This window comes from Glaciibacter kafniensis, from assembly GCF_039538945.1.
GTDB classification, from domain to species: domain Bacteria; phylum Actinomycetota; class Actinomycetes; order Actinomycetales; family Microbacteriaceae; genus Cryobacterium; species Cryobacterium kafniensis.
In genome coordinates this window covers 112,461-132,548 of record NZ_BAABCN010000012.1, presented here as the reverse complement: position 1 = coordinate 132,548, position 20,088 = coordinate 112,461, and the positions used below count along the sequence as shown (strand labels likewise).

The 20,088-nt window shown below is 64.6% G+C and carries 20 protein-coding genes; 14 read left to right on the top strand and 6 right to left on the bottom strand.

Annotated elements, in window-relative coordinates; genetic code table 11:
* The first annotated feature begins 128 nt into the window (after window positions 1-128).
* Window positions 129-1,478, top strand: coding sequence for an MFS transporter (locus ABD791_RS16715; RefSeq protein WP_345068778.1), 1,350 nt, complete (start codon window positions 129-131; stop codon window positions 1,476-1,478).
* A 9-nt stretch (window positions 1,479-1,487) separates the two neighbouring features.
* Window positions 1,488-3,107, top strand: a complete 1,620-nt coding sequence (locus tag ABD791_RS16710) for an arylsulfatase (RefSeq protein ID WP_345068776.1) — start codon at window positions 1,488-1,490, stop codon at window positions 3,105-3,107.
* 31 nt (window positions 3,108-3,138) lie between these two features.
* Here ABD791_RS16710 and murQ read toward each other — a convergent pair whose 3' ends face one another.
* Together murQ and ABD791_RS16700 are read right to left on the bottom strand one after the other, a co-directional pair.
* Complete coding sequence (murQ, locus tag ABD791_RS16705) at window positions 3,139-4,113, bottom strand: N-acetylmuramic acid 6-phosphate etherase (protein WP_345068775.1); 975 nt, start codon at window positions 4,111-4,113, stop codon at window positions 3,139-3,141.
* Window positions 4,088-5,005, bottom strand: a complete 918-nt coding sequence (locus ABD791_RS16700) for an N-acetylglucosamine kinase (protein WP_345068774.1) — start codon at window positions 5,003-5,005, stop codon at window positions 4,088-4,090. The genes murQ and ABD791_RS16700 overlap by 26 nt, the downstream gene beginning before the upstream one ends.
* A 195-nt stretch (window positions 5,006-5,200) precedes the next feature.
* On the opposite strand from ABD791_RS16700, the gene ABD791_RS16695 reads away from it, so the two are divergent.
* The 6 genes from ABD791_RS16695 (at window position 5,201) to ABD791_RS16670 (ending at window position 11,277) form a co-directional block, all read left to right on the top strand.
* A complete protein-coding gene (locus ABD791_RS16695; RefSeq protein WP_345068773.1) occupies window positions 5,201-6,061 on the top strand; it encodes a MurR/RpiR family transcriptional regulator in 861 nt (286 codons plus the stop codon).
* 219 nt (window positions 6,062-6,280) lie between these two features.
* Window positions 6,281-7,267, top strand: coding sequence for a GNAT family N-acetyltransferase (locus ABD791_RS16690; protein WP_345068771.1), 987 nt, complete (start codon window positions 6,281-6,283; stop codon window positions 7,265-7,267).
* 12 nt (window positions 7,268-7,279) lie between these two features.
* Window positions 7,280-7,972 (top strand): PIG-L deacetylase family protein, encoded by a 693-nt coding sequence (locus tag ABD791_RS16685; RefSeq protein WP_345068769.1) that lies wholly within the window; start codon window positions 7,280-7,282, stop codon window positions 7,970-7,972.
* Window positions 7,973-8,031: 59 nt separating this feature from the next.
* Window positions 8,032-9,348: an extracellular solute-binding protein gene (locus ABD791_RS16680; protein WP_345068767.1), complete on the top strand. Its 1,317-nt coding sequence runs from the start codon at window positions 8,032-8,034 to the stop codon at window positions 9,346-9,348.
* A 61-nt stretch (window positions 9,349-9,409) separates the two neighbouring features.
* Window positions 9,410-10,393 carry a carbohydrate ABC transporter permease gene (locus ABD791_RS16675; RefSeq protein WP_345068765.1) on the top strand — a complete coding sequence of 328 codons (984 nt, stop codon included), beginning with the start codon at window positions 9,410-9,412 and terminating at the stop codon, window positions 10,391-10,393.
* Window positions 10,390-11,277, top strand: coding sequence for a carbohydrate ABC transporter permease (locus ABD791_RS16670; protein WP_345068763.1), 888 nt, complete (start codon window positions 10,390-10,392; stop codon window positions 11,275-11,277). The genes ABD791_RS16675 and ABD791_RS16670 overlap by 4 nt, the downstream gene beginning before the upstream one ends.
* A 352-nt stretch (window positions 11,278-11,629) precedes the next feature.
* Here the strand turns inward: ABD791_RS16670 and ABD791_RS16665 are convergent, their stop codons facing one another.
* Window positions 11,630-12,115 (bottom strand): MarR family winged helix-turn-helix transcriptional regulator, encoded by a 486-nt coding sequence (locus ABD791_RS16665; RefSeq protein ID WP_345068762.1) that lies wholly within the window; start codon window positions 12,113-12,115, stop codon window positions 11,630-11,632.
* A gap of 47 nt (window positions 12,116-12,162) precedes the next feature.
* Here ABD791_RS16665 and ABD791_RS16660 point away from each other — a divergent pair, with 47 nt between their 5' ends.
* Both ABD791_RS16660 and ABD791_RS16655 read left to right on the top strand, forming a co-directional pair.
* Window positions 12,163-13,290, top strand: a complete 1,128-nt coding sequence (locus tag ABD791_RS16660; RefSeq protein ID WP_345068760.1) for an LLM class flavin-dependent oxidoreductase — start codon at window positions 12,163-12,165, stop codon at window positions 13,288-13,290.
* Window positions 13,287-14,060: an NADPH-dependent F420 reductase gene (locus ABD791_RS16655; protein WP_345068758.1), complete on the top strand. Its 774-nt coding sequence runs from the start codon at window positions 13,287-13,289 to the stop codon at window positions 14,058-14,060. The genes ABD791_RS16660 and ABD791_RS16655 overlap by 4 nt, the downstream gene beginning before the upstream one ends.
* An 87-nt stretch (window positions 14,061-14,147) precedes the next feature.
* Here the strand turns inward: ABD791_RS16655 and ABD791_RS16650 are convergent, their stop codons facing one another.
* Window positions 14,148-14,648, bottom strand: a complete 501-nt coding sequence (locus ABD791_RS16650; protein WP_345068756.1) for a hypothetical protein — start codon at window positions 14,646-14,648, stop codon at window positions 14,148-14,150.
* A gap of 211 nt (window positions 14,649-14,859) precedes the next feature.
* Between ABD791_RS16650 and ABD791_RS16645 the strand changes: the two genes are divergently transcribed.
* Genes ABD791_RS16645 through ABD791_RS16635 form a run of 3 tightly spaced genes read left to right on the top strand, consistent with a single transcriptional unit; the run spans window position 14,860 to window position 18,429 of the window.
* Window positions 14,860-15,339: a PPOX class F420-dependent oxidoreductase gene (locus ABD791_RS16645; RefSeq protein WP_345068754.1), complete on the top strand. Its 480-nt coding sequence runs from the start codon at window positions 14,860-14,862 to the stop codon at window positions 15,337-15,339.
* A 40-nt stretch (window positions 15,340-15,379) separates the two neighbouring features.
* Window positions 15,380-16,750, top strand: coding sequence for an MFS transporter (locus ABD791_RS16640; protein WP_345068752.1), 1,371 nt, complete (start codon window positions 15,380-15,382; stop codon window positions 16,748-16,750).
* On the top strand, window positions 16,747-18,429 hold the full coding sequence (locus tag ABD791_RS16635) for a pyridoxal phosphate-dependent decarboxylase family protein (protein ID WP_345068750.1): 1,683 nt from the start codon (window positions 16,747-16,749) through the stop codon (window positions 18,427-18,429). Before ABD791_RS16640 ends, ABD791_RS16635 begins: the two co-directional genes overlap by 4 nt.
* Window positions 18,430-18,454: 25 nt before the next feature.
* On the opposite strand, the gene ABD791_RS16630 is transcribed toward ABD791_RS16635, so the two are convergent.
* Both ABD791_RS16630 and ABD791_RS16625 read right to left on the bottom strand, forming a co-directional pair.
* Window positions 18,455-19,330, bottom strand: a complete 876-nt coding sequence (locus tag ABD791_RS16630) for an alanyl-tRNA editing protein (RefSeq protein ID WP_345068748.1) — start codon at window positions 19,328-19,330, stop codon at window positions 18,455-18,457.
* Window positions 19,331-19,477: 147 nt separating this feature from the next.
* The gene (locus ABD791_RS16625; protein ID WP_345068747.1) at window positions 19,478-19,600 is read right to left on the bottom strand and encodes a hypothetical protein; all 123 of its coding nucleotides are present in this window, start codon (window positions 19,598-19,600) and stop codon (window positions 19,478-19,480) included.
* Between the two features lie 246 nt (window positions 19,601-19,846).
* On the opposite strand from ABD791_RS16625, the gene ABD791_RS16620 reads away from it, so the two are divergent.
* Window positions 19,847-20,083 (top strand): hypothetical protein, encoded by a 237-nt coding sequence (locus ABD791_RS16620; RefSeq protein ID WP_345068745.1) that lies wholly within the window; start codon window positions 19,847-19,849, stop codon window positions 20,081-20,083.
* The last annotated feature ends 5 nt before the right edge of the window (window positions 20,084-20,088 follow it).

Genomic DNA, 20,088 nt, shown 5'->3' with positions numbered 1-20,088 from the left:
TTCTCCCCTCGTTCCTGCGCGTGTTTGACAACGACTTCCGAGCGTGACATTCTGCACTAACGCCAAATGGGACACTGTCCCACATATCGGGACACGAATATTGATTACGATCCCAGAGGAGTTCACCGATGCACTCTCCCCGCACCCCGTCCAAGCCGTCGTCGCAGCGCGACGTCATCGTCGCGAGCATGCTCGGCTCAATTGTCGAGTGGTATGACTTCTTTCTCTACGCGACGATGGCGGCGCTCGTCTTCAACAAAGAATTCTTTCCGCAGTTCGACCCACTCGTCGGCAGTCTGATCGCGTTTGCCACCTTCGCGGCCGGCTTTGTCACCCGGCCCATCGGCGGGCTGATCTTCGGCCACTATGGCGATCGCCTCGGCCGTAAGAAGATTCTCGTGATCACCATGCTCATCATGGGCGGATCGACTTTCGCGATGGGGCTTCTCCCCACCTACGCCACGATCGGTGTCGCCGCGCCGATCCTGCTCCTCCTTCTGCGGATGCTGCAGGGAATCGGGCTCGGCGGTGAATGGGGTGGCGCGGCCATCCTGACCTTCGAGCACGCACCGATCAAGCGCCGTGGGCTGTTCAGCAGCTGGCCGCAGACGGGCGTGCCGATCGGACTGCTGCTCTCGACTGTCGCGGTCAACCTCGCCAGCCTCGGCGGCGATGAGGCTCTGATTGCCTGGGCCTGGCGTGTGCCGTTCCTCTTCAGTGCCGTTCTCGTCGCGGTGGGCCTCTTCGTCAGACTCCGCGTCACTGAGCCGCCGGCGTTCACCGCCATGCTGGCCGCCGACAAGCGGTCGAAAGTGCCGGCGCTGGAGGTCTTCCAGAAGTACCCCAAGCAGCTGATTCTCGGTATCGGCGCGCGATTCAGCGAGAGCATCACCTTCAATGTCTACAACGCGTTCCTGCTCACCTACACGACAGTCGTTCTGAAGCTTCCGGGCAGCGTCGCGCTACAGGGGCTCTTGATCGCGTCGGTCGTCGGCTTCTTCGTCATTCCCACCGCCGGGTGGCTGTCTGACAAATACGGCCGGCGTCCGGTCTTCGGGGCGGGAGCGTTGATCGCCTTCGTGACGGCATTCCCGGTGTTCGCACTCGTCGACACCGGAATTCCCGGCCTGATCTGGCTCGCCATCGTTGTCGGCTGGTCGCTCGGCGCCTGCACCATGTTCGGCCCTGAAGCGGCATTCTTCGCCGAACTCTTCCCGGCACGGGTGCGATACACCGGCATGTCGATCGTCTACCAGTTCGGGGTGCTTCCTTCCGGGGCCATCGCACCGGCCGTCGCAATCTGGCTGGTCACTCAGTTCGACAGCTTGTGGCCGGTCGCGATCTACGTCATGGTCGCCGCCGCCATCGCGATGGTCTGCCTCAAGCTCTCCAAAGAAACCGCCGGAACCGAAATTGACGTCGACCTGCTCGGCTCCGCACAGAGCTCGCGTTCTGCAGTTCCCGTCACCACCAACTAGGAATCCATCATGTCTTCACCCACTTCATCTGCCCGGCCCAACATCGTGCTCGTCCTCGCCGACGACATGGGGTTCTCCGACATCGGTTGCTACGGCGGCGAGGTCGACACGCCCAACCTGGATGCGCTGGCCACGTCGGGAACCCGCCTCACGCAGTTCTACAACACCGCCCGCTGCAGCCCGTCACGGGCCTCGCTGCTCACGGGGCTGCATCCGCACCAGACCGGAATCGGCATTCTCAACTATGACGATGCCCCCGACGGATACTCCGGCACGCTCAACGAGTCCTGCGTGACGGTGGCCGAAGTGCTCGGGGCCAACGGGTACAAGACGTACCTCTCGGGCAAATGGCATTTGGCCAGCGACCTGGAGAATCCGACGAGCAGTTGGCCGACCCGGCGCGGGTTCCAGAATTTCTACGGAACCCTCGAAGGCGCAGGGAGCTACTTTCAGCCGCACACGCTCATGCGCAATGAGACGAACGTCGAAGCCGAGGCCCTCGACCCGAATTTCTACTACACCGATGAAATCAGCAGCAATGCGGTGGACTTCATCGAACAGCATGCGCAGAGCGATGACGAGGACCCCCTCTTCATGTTCGTGGCCTACACGGCGCCGCACTGGCCTCTGCATGCGCTCGAGGAAGACATCCAGAAATATGACGGGCGCTTCACCGAGGGCTGGGACGCGCTGCGTCAGAAACGCCTCGAACGCCTAGTCGAGCTGGGCATCATCGACGGCTCCTGGCCGATGACAGACCGGGACCCGTCGGTGCCCGCCTGGGACGACGTCACCGATCAGGACTGGGAAGCCGCCCGGATGGCGGTCTACGCCGCCCAGATCGACCGGATGGACCAGGGCATCGGTCGGATCGTCGACACGCTGACTCAGAACGACATGCTCGACAACACACTGTTCGTCTTTCTCTCTGACAACGGTGGCTGTGCTGAGGAGATGCCGCTCGATTCTGCCTTGGATTTCGTGACCGCCTATGTCGCATACGAGCCGGAAACCCGCGACGGCCGCACCGTTGTCCCCGGCAACGACCCGAGCATCCTCCCCGGCTCGGAGGCGACGTACGCGACCTACGGGCGATCCTGGGCGAACGTCTCGAACACGCCGTTCCGCGAGTACAAGCACTGGATCCATGAGGGCGGAATCTCCACGCCGTTCATCGTGCATTGGCCGGCCGGGCTCGGCACGGAGACTCGGCTGAGCCGGCAGCCGCACCAGCTGACCGACGTCATGGCCACCGTTCTCGATATCACCGGCACGGCCTATCCGACCTCGTTCGACGGGCGGAGCATCCTCCCGCAGGAAGGCGTCAGCATGATGCCGAGCCTGCGCGACGACGCACGGGACTCCGAACGTGAACTCTTCTGGGAGCACGAGGGCAACTCGGGAGCGCGTCAGGGCGACTGGAAGCTGGTGCGCAAGCACGGCCAGCCGTGGGAGTTGTTCAACATGGTTCAGGACCGCACCGAACTTCACGACCTCGCATCCGCTCACCCCGAGATCGTCGCGACGCTCGCCGCGTCGTACGAGGCCTGGGCGCTGCGGTGCGGAGTGCTGCCACGCGAACAGGTGCTTGAGCTGTACCGCCGTCGGGGGAGAGGTCTTCCCGAATGACTCAGAGTCTTCTGTGACTCAGAGTATTTGCTCAGGACGAGGCCGGGAGGGTGTTCGCGATGGCCACCCGGAGGATGCCATTCGCTTCCTCAAGTGCAGCGGTCGCCTCAGCGCGTTCAAGACCCGTTGCGACCATCAAGATTGCTTCCTTGACCGAACCCGCGGCGCGAAGCAGCGCCACGCGTGCGGTTTCTGAATCGACGCCGGTAGCGCCCATGACGGTCAATTCGGAGCGCAGTTGAAGCTTTTCATTTGTGGCCTGGAGATCAACCATCACCCCGTTGTAGGTCTTACCGAGCTTGATCATGCTGATCGTCGTGAGCATGTTGAGAACCAGCTTCTGCGCTGTTCCCGACTTCAAGCGCGTGGATCCGCTGACGAACTCCGGGCCGACGACGACATCGATGGGAATGTCGGCAAGGGCAGCGATTGCCGAGTTGTGGTTCGAGGCGATGGAGATCGTCAGCGCGCCGACAGCACGGGCGTGACGGAGCCCGCCCACCACATACGGCGTGCGGCCTGACGCCGAGATTCCAACAACGGTGTCATTCGCAGTGAGTTGGTGCTCGTCAAGTGTCGTGGCTGCGGCCGCGGTGTCATCCTCGGCGTTTTCGACGGCAGCCTGAATCGCCGGCCGACCACCAGCGATCAACCCGACTATCAGACCGGGAGCGGTGCCGAAGGTGGGGGGACACTCGCTTGCATCGAGGATGCCGATGCGACCTGGTGTTCCCGCGCCGAGGTAGAAGAGGCGCCCTCCGCGTTGGAAACGCAGCACGATCGCATCGATAGCGGCTGCGATTTGTGGAGCCTGCTCGCCGACAACGACAGGAACGTGCATGTCTTCCTGGTTCATCTCAGTAACCAGGGACAGCGAGGTGAGAGTGTCAAGATCAGGCCGGCCGGGTGCCACCATTTCGGTGGTCAGTCCGATCAGTTGGCTCCTGAGCAGTTCACGGGCGTCGGTCGTAGTACTGGAATCATGCACGGTGGATATGCCTTTCATGCGGGAGATCGGAACGAAGTGCAGCCAGACGCGCGCCGGAGAGAGCGTCTCCGGCGGGCGTGGTGATGGTGAGTCCGGCAGCGGCGAGCTGAGCGAAGAGCCGTGCCGCAAACCACGGATGCCGGGTGAGTCCGCCGAGCGCGGTGGCCGTCTGTGTGCCTACTGCTGCGGCCAGGGCAGTCGCGCGCAGAAGCGCGATTGCCTCATCGACGATGTCACGGGAGACCGCATCGCCGAGCTGGGCCTCGCCGAGAATCGCGGGGGCGAAGCGGGCCAGCTGCTGCGCACGGTTGTCGGCCTCAGCAACCCAGCGCACGGGATCGTCCCCCTCGGTCAGGGCTGCGAGCTGATCGCCGAGCGAAGTCGGCGGCCGGAGACCGGACGCGGCGCCGAGCACCGCACGCATCCCCTCACGTCCGAGCCAGGAGCCGCTGCCCAGGTCCCCGATGTCGGGACCCCACCCATCAACGCGATGCAGCTCGCCGTGGTCATCGAGTCCCACCGCGACAGCGCCGGTTCCGGCGACGAGGGTCACGCCGGGCGCCCCGGCGAAGGCTCCCAGGTGCGCAGTGAGAATGTCTGAGGTGACGGCGACCGGCAATCCCAGCGACGTGTGGATGGCGCTCGCGATGGTTCGGGCCACTGACGGGTCGGTGAGGGTGCCGGCGGCGCCGACTCCGCACGCGGTCGCGCCGAGGAGAGGCTCGGGAGGGAGCAGGGCGATGGTGGCCAGGATGCGTGCGGTTGCTGCGACTCCCTGATCGGCAGCGGCGGCCACGCCGTCAAGCGTGGCGCTGTGCCGCACACCGAGTGAGTCGGCGAGCACGGCCCGGCTTGAGGTCTTGCCCAGGTCGATGCAGAGCACCAGGGGATCGTTTAGTGCGGAGACCATTCTCGGTGCCTCATCTCGGATACTCGTTTGATTCGCCGTCGGTGGCCGCCTCGGGTGCGGCGATGTTTGAAAATGTACTACACAACTTTCTAAATTTCAGAAAGTTTTTTTCGAACCGTCCTGAATGCGGCATACTTTGACAAGGAACGCCGGCGTTCAGGGCGGGGCGAATCGAATGAACCGTGAGGAAGTGCTGTGAGTATTCAGTCGACAATCGAGGCCATCGCCTCCACGCTGCCGCCCTCGACGCGACGGATTGCCGAGGCGATCCGCGAAAACCCGTCGATTGTTCTCGAGAACACCATCAGCGAACTCGCCCTCGCCTGTCGCACCTCGGAGGCGTCGGTGGTGCGCTTCTGTCAAGCCATCGGGCTGTCGGGCTATTCGCAACTGAAGATTCGCCTTGCCACGGAGCTGGGGCGGGAGTTCGCCCAATTCGGCGGTTCGCTCAGCTACGGCTCCGACATCGTCGAGACCGATTCTCTGCAGGAGATGGCGTCAAAAATCTCAACGCTTGAAATTCTGGCCATCCAGGAGACCATTGCGAAGCTCGACTTCGACGCGCTCGCCGAAGTGGTGTCCGCCGTGGATTCGGCAGAGCGAATCATTCTCTTCGGAGTCGGGGCCAGTCATTTCATCGCCGAAGACCTGCAGCACAAGCTCTTTCGAATTGGGCGCAACGCTTTTGTGCTCGACGATGCCCATGAAGCATGGGCGGGGGCGTCGCTGCTGAGTTCGCAGACGGTCGCGCTTGGCTTCTCTCATATGGGGGAGACGAAGGAGACCATCAGCTTCTTGCGGGTAGCGCGGGAGAGTGGCGCGTTCACTGGCGCAGTGACGAGTGCTCGAGAGTCGACCCTCGTCGCGACGGCGGAGGTGAGTCTGTTTACCGAGGTGCGTGAAACGACATTCCGAGCAGGAGCGATGGTGAGCCGGATCGCCCAGCTCGCCGTGGTGGACTGCCTCTTTGCCGGTGTCGCTCAGCGCCGCTTCGGCGACACCGTCGAGGCGCTCAAGCGCACGCGGGACGCCACGCGGGATATCCGCGGCGTGTAAATCGCGTCGCGGAGGGCCGCGGGGATTCGGCTGCGCTCCGCTCATGGGGTGCTGTTCGTGCCTCGAGCGCGGCACGAACGCGGTACAAAGTCGTAAATGATTTCCAATGTATTAAGAATGTTGGAAAATTCTTGACATTGACGGAATCTCGAAGGTAAGTTCAAGCCAGCGAATCGATGAAGGTTCGCTCTCGCGTCTTGAAGAATGAAAGGCACAGAATTGTCACAGCCCGTTGATGAGGTCATCGTCCGCACGTTCGAGGTGGGGGACGGTCCTCGAATTGCAGCGGCGTGGACGCAAGCCGCGCCGCAGGACGGCATGACCACGCTGCGCTTTCGCGACCTGGTGCTGCTCGACCGCAATTTCGATTCAACGGGACTATTCGTCGCAGAGGTCGGCGGCGAGATCGTCGGCTCCTCCTATGCCGTGCGGCGCCGTGTCGCCCACGATGGTGACGACCTCGAGCCGCAGACGGGCTGGATTCCGTACTTCTTCGCCGTGCCGTCCGTGCGCGGCCGGGGAATCGGCCGTACCCTCGTGTCGTCGGCGATGAGCTGGCTCGCCGGCCACGGTCGCACCGAGGTGGTCTTTTCGGGCTACACGCCCAACTACGTGCTGCCCGGGCTCGACGAGGAACGCTACCCGGCGGCAAGCCGTCTGATGCGTTCGCTCGGCTTTGAAACGGTCGAACAGCCCAGCGCGATGGACCGCTCCCTCATCGGCTACCAGATGCCAGACGACATCCGTGAACTCGTCACGAGCTTGCAGGCGCGGGGCTATGAATTCGGCAGCCCCACCTCCGACGAACTGATTCCGCTGATCGCGATGGCCGGCGAACGCTTCAACTCCGACTGGGCGCGCGCCATCCGTGAATGCATCGTGGCCGGCATGCCGCTTGAGCGCATCCTTGTCGCCCGCGACCCGTCGGGAGAGCTCCTGGGCTGGGCCATGCACGGCACCTACGAAAACGTGATCGAGCGTTTCGGGCCGTTCGGGATCCTCCCGGAAAGCCGCGGCACCGGGCTCGGCAAGGCGCTTCTGCACGTCACCCTGGAACGGATGTGCGCCCTCGGTGCGCACAGCGCCTGGTTTCTCTGGGCCGACGAAGGGTCGACCGCCTCGCACCTCTACCGCAAGACAGGTTTCGGCATCAGCCGCACCTTCACCGTCCTCCGCGCGCCGCTGACGCCGGCGCTCGTCAACTGAGAGCGAATGACAATGTCGAAAACAGTGATTGCGGTCGGTGGACACATCGGCGACATGGAACTCACCGCGGGGCCGACACTGGCCAAGATGGTGCTCGAGGGCGCGCGTGCGATCATCGTCGACTGCACCTACGGCGAGCGGGGACATCCGACTCTCACGCCGACGGTCTACCGCGAGCAGAAGCTGCGCGAGGGAAAGTTCTTCGCCGACACGATCGGTGCCGAGTTCGTGGCACTCGACTACAGCGACGGTTTTCTGCCCAATGATGAGGCCGTCGCCGAGCAGATCGCCCAGATCATTCGGGAAGCTCGCCCCGACGTTCTGATCACCCACTGGCTGAAGAGCATGCACCGCGACCACGAGTACGCCGCGCAGGCCGCGCTCCGCGGCGTCTTCCTGGCGTCGATCCCTCGCGAGGAGGAGCCGCTCGAGCGCCACACCGTTCCGTCGATCCTGCATGCCGAGAACTGGGAGGACATGGAGGGCTTTGAGGCCGACACGTTCGTTCCGATTCCCGACGAAGCGTTCGAACTCTGGCGCACCGGAATCAGCGAGCACGCCTTCGCCCGCGGTGAAACCTACGGATTTCGATTCATCGACTATTACTCCGCCCTCATGGAGGTCAAAGGCTGCCTGGTCGGACACCAGCGCGCCTGCGGATTCAAGACTGCCGGCACCGAGAAATTCGCCCTCGCCGGCCCCTGACCAACACGTCCCGCGCCAACAGTTCCCTCCCCTGCACCACCAACACAGAGAAGGTCACAGTGAAAAAGAAATCCCTCGCCCAAGCGGCAGCCCTCGGGCTCGCCGTCGCGCTGGCAGCGACAGGCTGCAGCGCAAAACCAGCCGACGATGCATCCGGCGACACCACGATCTCGTTCTTGACCCACTGGGGTCCTGACCAGGTCACCATGCTCGAGACAGCGGCGGCCGCCTTCACGAAGGAGAACCCCGGCATCAAGGTTGATGTTCAGGCTGTTCCGTTCGGCAACCTGCTGTCCACGCTACGCACTCAGGGCGCGTCGGCCGACGGCCCCACGATCACCGGCATCTACGACCTCTGGCTCCCCGAGCTGGTGCGCGATGGTCTCGCCGACGCCGCTCCGAGCGACGTCTCGGCCGAGGTCACCGCCAACTGGCCGGCGAGCCTCGTGTCGGCTGCGAGTTCGTCTGACACGGTCTACGGCATCCCGAACGAGGTGGACCTGTACCAGCTCAACTACAACACGGCACTGTTCGCCGCAGCTGGCATCGACGGCCCGCCCGCGACCTGGGACGAGATGCTCGACGACGCGAAGAAGCTCACCACGACCGACCAGCAGGGCATTGGCTTCATCACCGGCTGGGGGTCTGGCGCTGTTCACCCGTTCCTTTCCCTGCTCGCGTCCAACGGCGGAACCTTCCTCAACGCTGACGGGACCGCCTCGGCGCTGACCGACCCTGCCGCACTCGAAACGGCCGGCCTCTACCAGCAGCTCGTCGAAGAGAAGCTGACCGACCCGTCAAAGTCGCTGGCCAACGCGAGCACCACCGGCCCCTACCTCGACAACTTCACCAACGGCAAGACCGGCATGATCATCATGGCGAACTGGTGGGAGAGCGCGCTGAAGGATGCGATGGGTGACAACTTCGCCAATGTCGCGACCGCGCCGATCCCGGTTGGACCGAGTGGTACCGAATCGTCGTCGATCTCGTACTCCTGGATGACGACGGTCAACGCCAAGGCCAGTGACGCCAAGCGTGACGCGGCGTGGAAGTTCTTGAACTGGCTCAACGGGCCGGACTCCGGAGCAGACGGATCCTCCGCCATGGCTGACATGCTCCTCACGATGGGAATCCTGCCGAGCCGTACCTCTGACCTGGAGGTGAACGCTGCGGCACTCGAGACTCCGTTCCTGGCGTCCTATGTGAAGGCACTGGAGACGGCGACGCCGTTCCCCACCGTCATTGGTGGACAGGCGGCTGCCGACGCGCTGCAGAAGCAGATCGAGTCGCTTCTGAACGGTCAGGTCAGCGCCGCCGACGCGATGAAGAACGCGTCGAAGGACGTCGACTCTGCGCTGACCAAGGCGCAGAAGTAACTCTTCGATCACTTCGATCACTTCGATCACTTCGATCACCGATAAGGACCGAAAACCGCACGTGACAACACTCAAAGCCGCCGGGGAGGGAGCGAAGCTCCTTCCCGGCGGCACCTCAATCCGGGGCACCGCGTCGCCCCAGCCCAGCGGCCCCAGAGACAAGCGTGCCCGGATGAAGGGGCAGGGCGGCTGGTCCGCCCTGTTCCTGAGTCCTGCACTCATCCTGATCGGCGTTTTCACGCTGATCCCGATGATCATGACCATCGTCATCAGCTTTCATCAGTGGTCGATGTTCACCCCCATCACCGAGATGACGTGGGTCGGTTTCGACAACTACGCGATCCTGTTCGACGACTCGAATCGGCTTCAGGCGATGGGCAACACCGCCGTCTACGTGGTGTTGAGCATCCTGATCACGATCCCGCTCGGACTGCTCATCGCGATGCTGCTGTACTTTCCGAAGATCAAGGGCAAGGGTCTCGTTCGGGTCATCCTCTTCACCACCTATGTGATCCCGACGATTGCGATCGTCATCATCTGGAGCAATATCTATGCTCCCGGCTACGGTCCGCTGAGCACCATGCTGCAAGCGATCGGCATCACGCCACCCGGCTGGCTGAGCGACCCGTCGTGGGCGCTCATCTCGCTCGTCATCTTCAACGTCTGGCAGATGCTGGGCTACTACGTCATTCTGCTCGTGGCCGGTCTGACCCAGATTCCCGAAGACCTTTACGAGGCGGCCCGCATCGACGGCGCCGGTCTCATTCGCCAGACCTGGTCGATCACAATCCCCATGCTGAGCAAGACACTGGTCTTCGTGTTGCTCATGACATTCATCAACTCCATTCAAGTCTTCGACCCCATCTATCTGCTCACGCAGGGCGGGCCGGCCGGTTCGACGAACATGATCTCGTATGAGATTCAGCGTTCCGCGTTCTCGTACGGGCTGGCGGGGGAGTCCAGCGCGCTGGCCGTCACCCTGTTCATGGCGATCCTGGTCATCGGCGCGGTGCTGGGCATCCTGATGAAGGGCAGAAAGAAATGAGCGTCGCTCTCGCACCCCGACGGGGTGCAGTGTCAACACGGCAGCGGGCGCTGTCACCCCGGCAGCGGCTGAACAAGGCCGTGCTCTACGTGATGCTCGCGATTGTCGCGATCATTCCGCTCTTCCCGCTCTACTGGCTGCTGATCTCCGCCTTCAAAACGCCGGCCGAATTCTCGCAGGTTCCCCCGACCTGGTTCCCGGCCGCGCCGACGCTCGACCCGTTGATAACGGCATTGACCGAGGTGCCGTTTGCGCAATCGATGCTGAACAGCCTGATCATCGTCGGCGGAAGCACCATTTCGGTGCTCGTGACGAGCATTCTCGCCGGCTACGTCTTTGCCAAGCACACCTTCCGCGGAAAGAACGTGTTGTTCTGGGGTGTCGTCGCGACGATGTTTCTGCCTCCGGTCGTCACGCTTGTTCCGCTCTACTATCTGGTCACCACGATGGGGCTCGATGACTCGTATTTGGGAGTCATGCTTCCCTGGCTGGCGAATGCATTCGGGATCTTCCTGATGCGTCAGTTCATCTCGGATGTTCCAGATGAGATCATCGAGGCAGCTCGCGTCGATGGGGCAGGCGAGTTTCGCATCGTCTGGCAGTTTGTCGTTCCGATGCTGAAGCCCGCCGTTGTGACCCTGGCCGTGTTCATGTTCGTCTACGGCTGGAACAACTTCATCTGGCCGCTCTCGATTTTGAAGTCAGAAGCCCTCTATCCGGTGGTGCTGACCATCAACCGGCTCATGTCGTACACGATGAGCTTTGAGTACCAGAACGTCGTGATCGCCGGGGCGCTGGTGGCATCGATCCCGACACTTCTCGTGTTCTTGGTCGCGCAGCGTGTCTTCGTGCAGGGGATTGCGAGCAGCGGAATCAAGGGCTGATCGGGCTCGGTGCAGTCCCTCGTTGGTCGAGGAGGCCGCCCGCGGCCGTCTCGAGACCTCGTAAGCCGACCTCCAGACGCGACCCAAGTCTGGAGATCGGCTCGCCGGGTCTCGAGCTATGGGGCCGCTGCGCGGCATTGTAGTGGACGAATTTGACCATATTTCGTTGGTCGAGGAGGCCGCCCGCGGCCGTCTCGAGACCCCGTGAGCCAATGTTTGAACGCAACTCGAGTTCATGGATTGGCTCGCGAGATCTCGAGACGCGTGCTCGCAAGCTCGCGCGCTCCTCGATCAACGAAAAGGCAATATGCCTAATAGACGCGTGCTCCTCGACCAGCGGGTGGCGGCGTGCTCAGTGCGCGCCGTGCACCGGCTGGTCGAGCCTCGCGAGAATCGCGGTCGACGCCGCCGCAAAGCTCGCCAGCTGCTCCTCGCTCAGCGCGCTCGCGAAGTAGCGCTCGACGGCGGCCTCGTGGCAGAGTCGCGCGGCGGCAAAGGCGGTCTTGCCCGCGTCGGTGAGACGGATGTCCACGCTCCGCGAGTCTGTCGCGCAGTTGTCGCGGCTGAGGAGTCCGCGTTCTTCCATGCGCCTGAGCTGGTGCGAGAGTCGACTCTTCTCCCAGTCGAGTCCGCAGCGCAGCTCAAGCGAGCGCAAGGTTTGCTGCTTCGCCTCTGTCAGTGCGAGCAGCACTTCGTAGTCGGGCTCGGAGAGCCCGGTGCTGCGCGCGAGTTCGCGGTTGATGCGACCGGTGAGCTGGGCGCGGAGTCCTTGGTAGGCGGTCCAGGCATCCTGAGCCGCCGTGGTGTGCGTCGTCGCCGAGCTCGTATTCGTTGCCATGGAATAACTCTACGCGCAGATGGTTGATACATCTACTAAATAGTTTTATGGTTGATGTAACAACCTCAACGGGAGAAGGACACATGCAACTCGGCGCCTACAGCTTCGGAGACGTTCAAACAGATCCGCAGACGGGCCGTCTCGGCTCTACGGCCGACGGCATCCGCAACCTGTTTGACGCGATCACGCTGGCGGATGCGGCGGGCTTGGACTACTTCGGCGTCGGCGAACACCACACCAGGGAGATGCCGGCCTCGGCGCCCGCAACGGTGCTCGCAGCGGCGGCCGGAGCGACGACCAGCATCACCCTCGGCAGCTCGGTGACGGTGCTCAGCACCGAGGACCCGGTGCGCGTGTTCCAGCAGTTCGCGACGATCGACGCGATCTCCGGCGGTCGCGCCGAGATCACCGCCGGGCGCGGCTCGTCGGTCGAGTCCTTCCCCCTGTTCGGCTTCAGCCTGGGCGACTACGACGACCTCTACGCCGAGAAGCTCGAACTTCTGCTCGCGCTCAACGAGAACGAGCGGGTGACCTGGAGCGGAAAGTTCAGGCCGGCGCTCGACGACGCCCTGATCGTGCCGCGCCCGGTGAACGGAACCCTGCCGATCTGGCTCGGCACCGGCGGCAACCCGAGCTCCTCCATCCGCGCCGGTAAGCTCGGCCTGCCAGTGGCCTATGGCATCATCGGCGGCTATGCCGACCGGTTCGCCCCGCTCACCGAGCTCTACCGGCAGACCGCACTGCGTGCCGGACACGATGCCTCGGTCATCAAGGTGGCCGTCGCCAGCCCTGGCCTCGTCGCTCCAACCTCGCAGGGCGCCAAAGACATCTACTACGAGGCGTGGTTTCGAATGATGACCGAGCTAGGCAAGTTGCGCGGGTTCCGCCCGCCGACTCGCCCCGAATTCGACGCGCAGGCCAACGGTCGCGGTGCTCTGCTCGTGGGTAGTCCGAGCGAGGTCGCCGACCGGCTGATCACCCTGCACAAGAGTCTCGGGCACACGCGTCACATTCTGCAGATGGACGTCGGCAACCTGCCGCAGGCCACCTTCCTGCAGTCCATCGAACTGTTGGCGACCGAGGTGCTCCCGGCGGTGCGCGCCGAACTCGGTGATGACAGCGTCGAGCTCGTGGCAAATCCGCCCGTCGACGGCTCAGCGGGAGGTGCAGCATGAGCGACGTACAAGCGGTGAGCGACGCGCTGGCGATGGTGGCGATCCCAACTGCGGCGACGGCAGACGTGACGACGGTCGCGGTGCTCGGCGTCGGTCGGGTCGGCAGCGCGGTTGCCCGGGCGGCGATGAAGGCCGGCTACACGGTGACGGTGAGCGCGTCGGGTGATCCAGACGACATCCGCCTCTTGACCGAGATTGTGATCCCGGGCGCGACGCCGATGCAGGCCGCGGATGCCGCACGCGCGGCCGACCTGGTCGTGCTCGCGGTGCCGCTGCACAAGTTCCGCACACTGCCCGCCGACGCGCTCGCCGGTAAGACGGTGATCGACTCGATGAACTATTGGGCTCCGGTCGATGGTTCGATCGATGAGTTCGACGAGGATCCGCGCTCGACGAGTGAGATCGTGCAGGAGTACTTGGCCGCCTCGCAGGTGGTCAAATCTCTCAATCACATCGGCTACCACGAGCTCGAGGCCGACGATCGCCCGGCCGGAGCCGCGGATCGCCGCGCGCTCGGTCTGGCCGGCGACAGTGATTCGGCGAAAGCACTCGTCGCCGAGTTCATCGAGCGGCTCGGCTACGACAGCATTGACGCGGGGGACCTGTCCGCGGGGCGGCACTTCCACCCCGGAACCGCGGTCTTCAGCGGGCGGCACACGGCGGCCGAGTTCGCGGCGATCCTCGGGGGCCTGGCGGGCGCATCCGTGCCTGACGAGCTTGGCGGGACGGTGTCGACCTCTGTCGTGGGCGATCTCGTGGTGGTCGTCTAGCCTCGTCTCCGCGCCGAGTCTGACCATGCCGAGTTCCTGTTGCGCGAACAGCCGGTTGATCGAGCCGGTCAAGCTCGGTGAGCACCGCTATTGCGTGGGTCGATCATCCGGGGAACAGGTCACGTCGTCGCTAACCCAGCCTGTGGCTGAGAAGCTGTCCACTCGATAGCCTCCGGCTCGCATCGGCATCACGGTCGCGGTCGCCAGTACCTGCCCGTCGTCCAAATGGGAAGTGACGGTCATGAACTCATCTGTGCCGATTGCGCTCTCAGCGGCAGGCACCTCGTCCAGTAGCGCGGCAAGCCCGCGAATCGCAACCCGGATCATCACCGGATCGTCCAGAGCGTCCAGCGAACGCGCCGAGTCGCGTGGAAAAAGGGATGCCTGCTCCTCGAACCAGCTCAGCTGGTCTTGAATCGCCCCCGACCGTGTGGCGGGCCCAGGGCTTCCATCCCACTCCAGAATCCATCCGGTGGAACAATTGGGCGCAGGCACCTGAGCCGGGTCTTCGGCCACCGTCACCTGCGCACAACCAGCCAGCGCGCCGGCAACTGCGACGGAGGCAAGTATCGGCCCGAACTTTCTCACGCTGCTCCCTCTCCAGATAGTTGAACAACCTACTCCGCAATCAGCGCGCAGCCTTCCCTCTGTTTATGTCGTTACCGGGGGACAGCTTGCACCGAGCGCGTGACGACAATATTCAGCTGTGCGGGTGCACCACTCTCACCGAGGGTTGATACCGCCCACAGCTGAACATTATTGACACCACCCGAACCGCACCGTGCCCTAGCCTCGAAGCATGGCTAGAAGCATTGCAACCAACACCGGCGTCGACCTCGATGCACTCCTCGACTTCGTGCGCCCGCGGCACCGGATGCTGCTGGCCACCACCCGCAGCGACGGCCGGCCCCAGCTGTCCCCGGTCACCGGTGGCGTCGATTCCGCCGGTCGAATCGTCATTTCGACCTACCCCGCCCGCGCCAAGGTGCGCAATCTCGAGCGCGACCCGCGGGCATCCGTCACCGTGCTCTCGGACGACTGGGATGGCGCCTGGGTGCAGGTCGACGGCGACGCCGAGGTGTTGCACCTGCCGGAGTCGGTCGAGGGACTCGTCGACTACTTTCGCTGCATCGCCGGCGAGCACTCCGACTGGGACGAGTACCGGGCCGCGATGCTGATTCAAGGCAAGTCGCTGATCAGGATCACGCCGACCCGCTGGGGACCGATCGCGACGGGCGGCTTTCCGCAGGGCGTGGCAACGAAGCTCGACGCGCTCTAACTCGCCCACCGGGCTGCCCGCAACCCCTAAGATCTGCATCATGGTTGCAACGATGCAGACACTCCCCAGGCGCACGATCGCGGCCTACGCGATCGGTTCCCTCGGCACTGGCGGGTTCGCCACCCTGCCCGGACTCGTACTCGTCTACTACCTGACCGACACCCTCGGCATCGCCGCGCTCGCGGCCGGCCTCGTCGTCACGCTGGCCAAGATCTGGGACGTCGTGATCGACCCCGTGATCGGCGCCCGCAGCGATCACAGCCTGAAAGCGACGGGGTCACGCCGTCGCTTCATGCGACTTGGCGCCCTGCTGCTCCCGGTCTTCTTCATCCTCACGTTCGCGGTTCCGGCCGCACTCGACACCGTCTCCTCTGCGATCTGGGTCACCCTCGCATTTCTGCTCTGCGCGACTGCGTTCAGCCTGTTTCAGGTGCCATACATCGCCCTTCCCGCCGAACTCACCCACAGCTATGACGACCGCACCCGCCTGCTCACCTGGCGCGTGGTCGTGCTCGCCCTGGCCATCCTGCTCTTCGGCGCCGGCGGACCGCTGCTGCGCAGCGCGAGCTCCGACCCCCGGCTCGGCTACCTGATCATGGCCGTGGTCGCCGGTCTCGTGATCGGCATCGGGATGCTCATCTCGGTCACCGTCGCGCCACAGGGCCGACCCGATCTGCGACCGCAGCCCGCGGCATCCGTCGGTCACAACTACCGGGCGAGCCTCGGCGTGCTCCGCCGCAGCCAACCATTTCGCGCGCTGCTCGGCACCTTCGTGCTGCAGGGCCTGGCCACAGGGCTGATGCTCGCGGGTGCTCAGTATGTGGCGACCTGGGTGCTGCACTCCGAGGACGCCGTCACGTTTCTGTTCATCGCACTGATCGCCCCTGCGCTGCTGCTCGCGCCCGTCTGGGGGAGGATCTCGCGGCGCTTCGGCAAGGAACGCGCGTTTGTCTGGGCGAGCATTCTGTTCGGTGTCGCGGCAGTGTCGATGGTCGCGTTGATCTGGGCGCCCGGCGACTGGGTCTACCTGCCGGTCGCAGTCGCCGGTGCCGCATACGCGGGAATGCAATCGCTGCCGATGGCGATGCTTCCCGACGTGATCTCGCACGATGCGCGTCGCAACGGCGACGGCAGCGCCGGACTCTTCGGCGGCGTCTGGACGGCCGGAGAGACGACAGGAATGGCGCTCGGAGCGACGACGCTGACCGTGGTCTTGGCGGCATCCGGCTACGTGGTGTCGGTCGGCAACACGGCTGCCGCGCAGCCGACCAGTGCGGTCATCGGCATCGTGCTCAGCTTCAGTCTGGTGCCGGCCGCGCTCATGCTGGCCAGCCTCTTCACCCTCGCCCGCTATCGACTGCGGAAGAGCGACATTGATGCACCGATCCCGACCGTGGAGGTTCACCCATGACCGATCTGCCCAACTCGACAGACTTGACCGACTCGACAGACTTGACCGACTCGACAGGCCTGGCCGGCATGACTGACCGCAGCTCGCTGGCCGCAGCAACGATTCCCCAGGACTCGGCCGCGCCTCTGTTCAGCGCGGAGTCCCACGACATTCTCGTGCGACTGCACAAGCTGCGTGAGCAGGATGCCCCCACTCACGGCGGCCGCGTGCTCTCCTACGTCTATGACTCGGGTCTGGCCGAGCTCGATGAGTTGGCGGCCGCAGCGATCCGCATCATGCAGCCGGTCAACGGCCTCGACCCGACGACGTTTCCGTCGGTGGCGAGCATGGAACGCGACGTGATCGGCTTCGCCCGGCGGATGCTGGGGGCCGATGACGACACGGATGTCGTCGGCAGCGTCACCACCGGCGGCACCGAAAGCTGCCTGCTCGCGGTGAAAACCGCCCGCGACGTCTGGCGCTCCGCGGGAGGACACGGGACTCCGCGCCTGCTCGCCCCGGTCACCGTGCATGCGGCGTTCCACAAGGCAGCCCACTACTTCGGTCTCGACCTCGACCTCGTGCCGGTCGACGCCGACGGGCAGGTCGCCGCGCGAGATCTGATCGCGCGGTTCGGCGCCGATGTGGCGCTGGTCGTTGTCTCGGCTCCGGCTTATCCGCACGCGAGCCTCGATCCAGTGGCGGAGGTCGCCGCCGCGGCATCCGTTGCCGGCCTCGCCTGCCACGTCGACGCCTGCATCGGCGGCTGGGTGCTGCCCTGGTGGCGCGCCGAGCCAGACACACGCGAGCTCCCCGTCTGGGACTTCCGGGTGCCCGGTGTGACCAGCATCTCCGCCGATCTGCACAAGTTCGGCTATGCCCCGAAGGGAGTCTCCGTGCTGCTGCAACGCGGACGCGACCGCCAGCGTGCCCAGTACTTCGCGACCAAGCGCTGGCCCGGTTATCCCGTGGTCAATCCGACGATGCTCGGTTCGAAATCGGCCGGACCGCTCGCGGCAGCCTGGGCGATCATTCACCGGCTGGGCGACGACGGTTTCGCGAGCCTGAGCGCCTCGTGTCGTCGGGCGACGGATGCGCTCACCAGCGCGGTCGACGCAATCGACGGGCTGCGCGTGGTCGGCTCGCCGGCCGGCCCACTGTTTGCCGTGGCGACCGACGAGTCGGTGCCTGCCGAGCGCCGCATCGACCCGCACATCTGGGCTGACCGCGTGAAGCAGCTCGGCTGGTTGCTGCAGCAGCAGCCCGGACTCGACCAGTCGGGGCTCGGAACACACGAGGGCGGAGCGACCGCGGTGCGCCTTCCGGCGACGACACACCTGACGATCACACCGGTGACCGAATCGGTGCTGCCCGAGTTGTTGCCGACGCTGGTGCAGGCCGCCGATGAGGTACGGGGTGTCGCTCCCGTCGATCCGGCGCACCTGCTGGGTGCGATCCCGGGCCTGGCCGAGTTGTTCGCGGCCGGGGGAGCCGCGGATGGAGGCGCGGATGCCGGCGCGGGCGGCCTGACGTCAGCGCACGCGTTCGGGGTGCTCAGCCAGCTCGGAATCGGAGGCGGTGGCGCAGCACTGCCCGAGCACATGGCGCCGTTGCTCGCGCTGATCGAGGCGTTGCCGGCGCCGCTCACCGAGCGCCTGTTGATCGAGCTGCTGGCGCGTCTGGTGGAGCCGACGCAGTAGCGCCGCTTTAGGTCAGCGGCACCAACTACTCAGGCGAGGCGAACGTCTCCATCGTCAGAACGGGCGTACCGTCGACATCCGCGAGCGACAGCGCCACCCGCACCTGACCGAGCGCCGCCACAGACTCCGCGTGGGTTCCGCCACAGGGAATCCTCACGGTCTGCTCCGGCAGCGCACACACCCACGAGCGTCGGTCGGTCAGACGCTCGCCGTCACGCTCGACCTGTACCGCGGCATCCGTGGCCGCCCAGTCGGCCAGCGTTGAGCCGATGGCCGCTTCGATCGCGGGCAGCGCCTCGGCGATGCCCTCGGTGACGAAGCCCTTCTTGCGCAGCGATTTGCCGAGGCGGTAGGTGTCGATCGAGCCGTTCTCACGAATCGTCGACACATCGATGGCGGTGCCGTCGAAGTCGGGGGAGCCGAGTCCGTCAACCCGCACCTCCTTCTTCCACCGGTCGGCGACAGCGCGATTGAGCGCGAGCGACGCCACGTGGCAGGCGGTGTGCCCGACGGAGAGGCGTCTGCGGTAGTCGGCGTCGACGACCAGCTCCACGGTGTCGCCTGCGCTGATCGCTGCGTCGCCGGCGACAAAATGCACCACGACGAAGGCCCAGCCGTCGGTGCCCTTGCTGACCGGGATGTCACGTCCGACGAACAACGCGGACCCGTCGGTGGCACCGACGACACAATCAAGAATCGAGTACTCAGCATCACCGACCCGCAGCGAAGCCCGGTCTGCCCCTTGGTCTGGCCAGCCGGCATCCACCGGATGCACACAGGTCGTGTCGAGCAGCACCGCCTGACGGTCGTCGCCCAGCGTCTCAACATGCAGCACTGTCGCTGCGCCGGCGACGTCGCCGGCGGGGTAGGTCACGAGCGTGTCGATGAGCGGAAGGGTCATGAATTGCGGTCCCGTCGGAGTGCGTGCCACAGCGAATGACAGTGGGCAGCAGCGAATAAAACGTCAGCGGATAAGAAATCCGCAAATAAATCACGGATGCTGCCACGACGAGCGTGGCAGCATCCGGTGAAACATGGTTCAGATCGGCTAAGCCTTGCGTGCCTTTGACGAAGTCTCGTCTGACTTCGCCTTCTTGTCGGCGCGCTTTTCCTTCAGGGAGCGATCTGCGCTCTTCTTGCCGGCTTCTTTCTTGGGGGATTTGTCAGCCATCTGTACTCCTTCATCCGAGCCTCTTCGGCAGCGTTCACTCGACCATACGCGGGTTCGCACAAAAGAGCATCTTGCACGCGCCGACGTGCATGCGCCTCACCACACAAAGCTGCGCACTGTATCGAGCGCTGGCCCGCGCACAGACCCGCGTACTCACCCTGTCGCTGCGAGCCAGGCCGACGTAAGCTGTGCCCAGAAATGACGAGCAGCCCGCCAGTCGGCTGCACTTCGCGAAAGGCCGACATCATGAACGAACGCACCACGTACAGAGCGGTACTGCTCGGACCGAACCCGATCGGTGCCGGCGAACCCGTCGAACTGAAATTTGTCGACGGGAAGCATCAAGACACCATTGTCGTCTCGGTCGAGGAAGACGGCGAAACCATCACCCGCACCTACCGCAAGGGCGCCGAGACTGCGGAACCCATTCCGTACCGCTTCGTCGACGAGGAAGACAGCGGGCCGCCGAACGTGCAGAACTAGGCAGC